This window comes from Butyrivibrio sp. DSM 10294 (assembly GCF_028539135.1).
Classification (GTDB): domain Bacteria; phylum Bacillota; class Clostridia; order Lachnospirales; family Lachnospiraceae; genus Butyrivibrio.
Genome location: NZ_JANSWL010000005.1, coordinates 1 through 2,061, shown reverse-complemented (window position 1 = coordinate 2,061; position 2,061 = coordinate 1). Strand labels below are relative to the sequence as shown.

The window sequence follows — 2,061 nt, the reverse complement described above, 5'->3', positions numbered from 1 at the left end:
TTATGATGTATCAGCGAGAAAACTCCTTCCGACATAGTCGGTGGGGGATGAATCGCTGGCCCTCAGCGTTTCGCTTTGCTGTATCGTCCTGTTTTTTCATATTTTCTTTTGTGGTCATCCGTGCGCTGGCTTTCTATATATTTTTTCACTGTTTCAGGTGAAACTGATCCGGTTGTGGCGCAAAAATAGCTCCTGCTCCAGAAAAGAGCATCTCCCCACAGAAATTTTTCTATATGTTCACGGTATTCGATCCTGACTTCTTTAGAGAGCTGGGATTTTAGGGTGTTGATCAGTTTTACCGGAGCAACATCCGGAGGCATGGAGATAAGCATGTGTATATGATCCTCATCTGTCTCAGCAGAAAGCATATCGCAGTTCATCCTTCCACACAGATAAGCGGCGTGATTTTTCATGAAATCCCCCATCTCATCGGTTATCACTTTTTTCCTGTATTTAGTGACAAAAATGATATGATAGGTAAGCAGGTAAACTGAATGTGAACCTCTTCTGTATTTATCCATAAAAACTCCTTCTAAAAAGAACAAATGTTTTGATTGCTCTTGGAAATTATGCTATAATACTAATATAATCTTTTGGAAAGGAAATCTCAACTGTGTATAGGACAAGGCAGTACAGAATAGCTAAAAACAACACACTATACAGTTACTGCCAGGATATTTGCAGGGCATCTGCAGTTCTTTACAACAGGGCGAATTTCATCATCCGACAGTATGCTTCTGCTACAGAAGCATTTGACTCTTACAGGCCTCTTTTTCCCAATCAGATGCAGGTGTATAAACTTGTAAGTGAAACCCTTGAAGGGACCAAATATCATGCAGCTGGTTCATGGCTTTCTTATAATGCCCTTGATTATCTTCTGAAGAGTACCGGGGATAAGGCGTACTATGGTATTCCATCTCAGGCTAACCAGCAGATACTTAAGCTTCTTCTTAGGGATTACAAGTCATTTTTTGAAGCAGTGAAGGCATACGCCAAGACACCATCTGCATTTACGGGGCGCCCCCGCATGCCGGGTTATGTACGCCAGGGAAAATACAAGACTGCCATCCTTACGAATCAGATATGCAGGATAAAGGAGGATTCCTATATACGTTTTCCCGGAACAACAGATACTTTAAAACTTGGCAGGGACTTTCCCCATGGGAAACTTAAGGAAGTACGGATAAAACCACATGGTAAGGACTTTGTGATGGATGTGGTGATCGATGTCTTAACAGTGGGTATAGAGCCTTTGGATGACAAGGATGTTCTCAGATCTCTTTCATCAAAAGATGACATTTCCGATATCAGGGTCATGTCGATAGATCCTGGTACGGACAATATAGCAGCCGGAGCGAACAACTTTGGAGCAGAACCGTTTGTGATAAAGGGCGGACTGATAAAGTCCGTAAACCAGTTCTACAACAAAGAAATGGGGCGGCTCTCATCATGTGCCATGAAGTGCAATAACAGATACCGCACCAGGAAAATGAACATACTTACAGAAAAACGCAACAGGCGCATAAAGGATGAGTTCCATAAGATAAGCAGACAGCTGGCAGACTATGCGAGGGATAACCACGTAGATGCAGTAGTGATGGGGCATAACGTATTCCAGAAACAGGAAGCGGGTATGGGGCATATCAGTAACCAGAATTTTGTGCAGATACCAATGCTGATATTTGCAGATATGCTAAGATATAAGCTTGCTGAATACGGGATAAGGTTTGCACTTACGGAAGAGAGCTATACATCCAAAGCGGATTTCCTTGCGATGGATGCAATCCCTGTGTATAAAAAGGGAAGTAATGCTGACTATGTTTTTTCCGGAAAAAGGATAAAGCGCGGACTCTACAGACACTACGATGGGACAATAACAAATGCAGATATAAACGGAGCTGCAAACATCTTAAGAAAAGTATTCCCAAAGGTAACCCAATGGGATAGAGGCATAGTGGACATGCCCTGTTCTTTGGGATGCACTAAGCATCCCAAAGGTTCATGCCGTTCTGCGGCATAACAGAAACCTCTTCCGACGCAGTGTCGGTGGAGGTAGTTCAT

The 2,061-nt window shown here is 42.9% G+C and carries 2 protein-coding genes; one reads left to right on the top strand and one right to left on the bottom strand.

Annotated elements, in window-relative coordinates; all coding sequences use genetic code 11:
* Nucleotides 1-62: 62 nt before the first annotated feature.
* The gene (gene tnpA, locus NXH67_RS00040; RefSeq protein WP_272795912.1) at nucleotides 63-521 is read right to left on the bottom strand and encodes an IS200/IS605 family transposase; all 459 of its coding nucleotides are present in this window, start codon (nucleotides 519-521) and stop codon (nucleotides 63-65) included.
* A gap of 92 nt (nucleotides 522-613) precedes the next feature.
* On the opposite strand from tnpA, the gene NXH67_RS00035 reads away from it, so the two are divergent.
* Nucleotides 614-2,020, top strand: a complete 1,407-nt coding sequence (locus NXH67_RS00035) for an RNA-guided endonuclease InsQ/TnpB family protein (protein ID WP_272795911.1) — start codon at nucleotides 614-616, stop codon at nucleotides 2,018-2,020.
* Nucleotides 2,021-2,061: the final 41 nt, after the last annotated feature.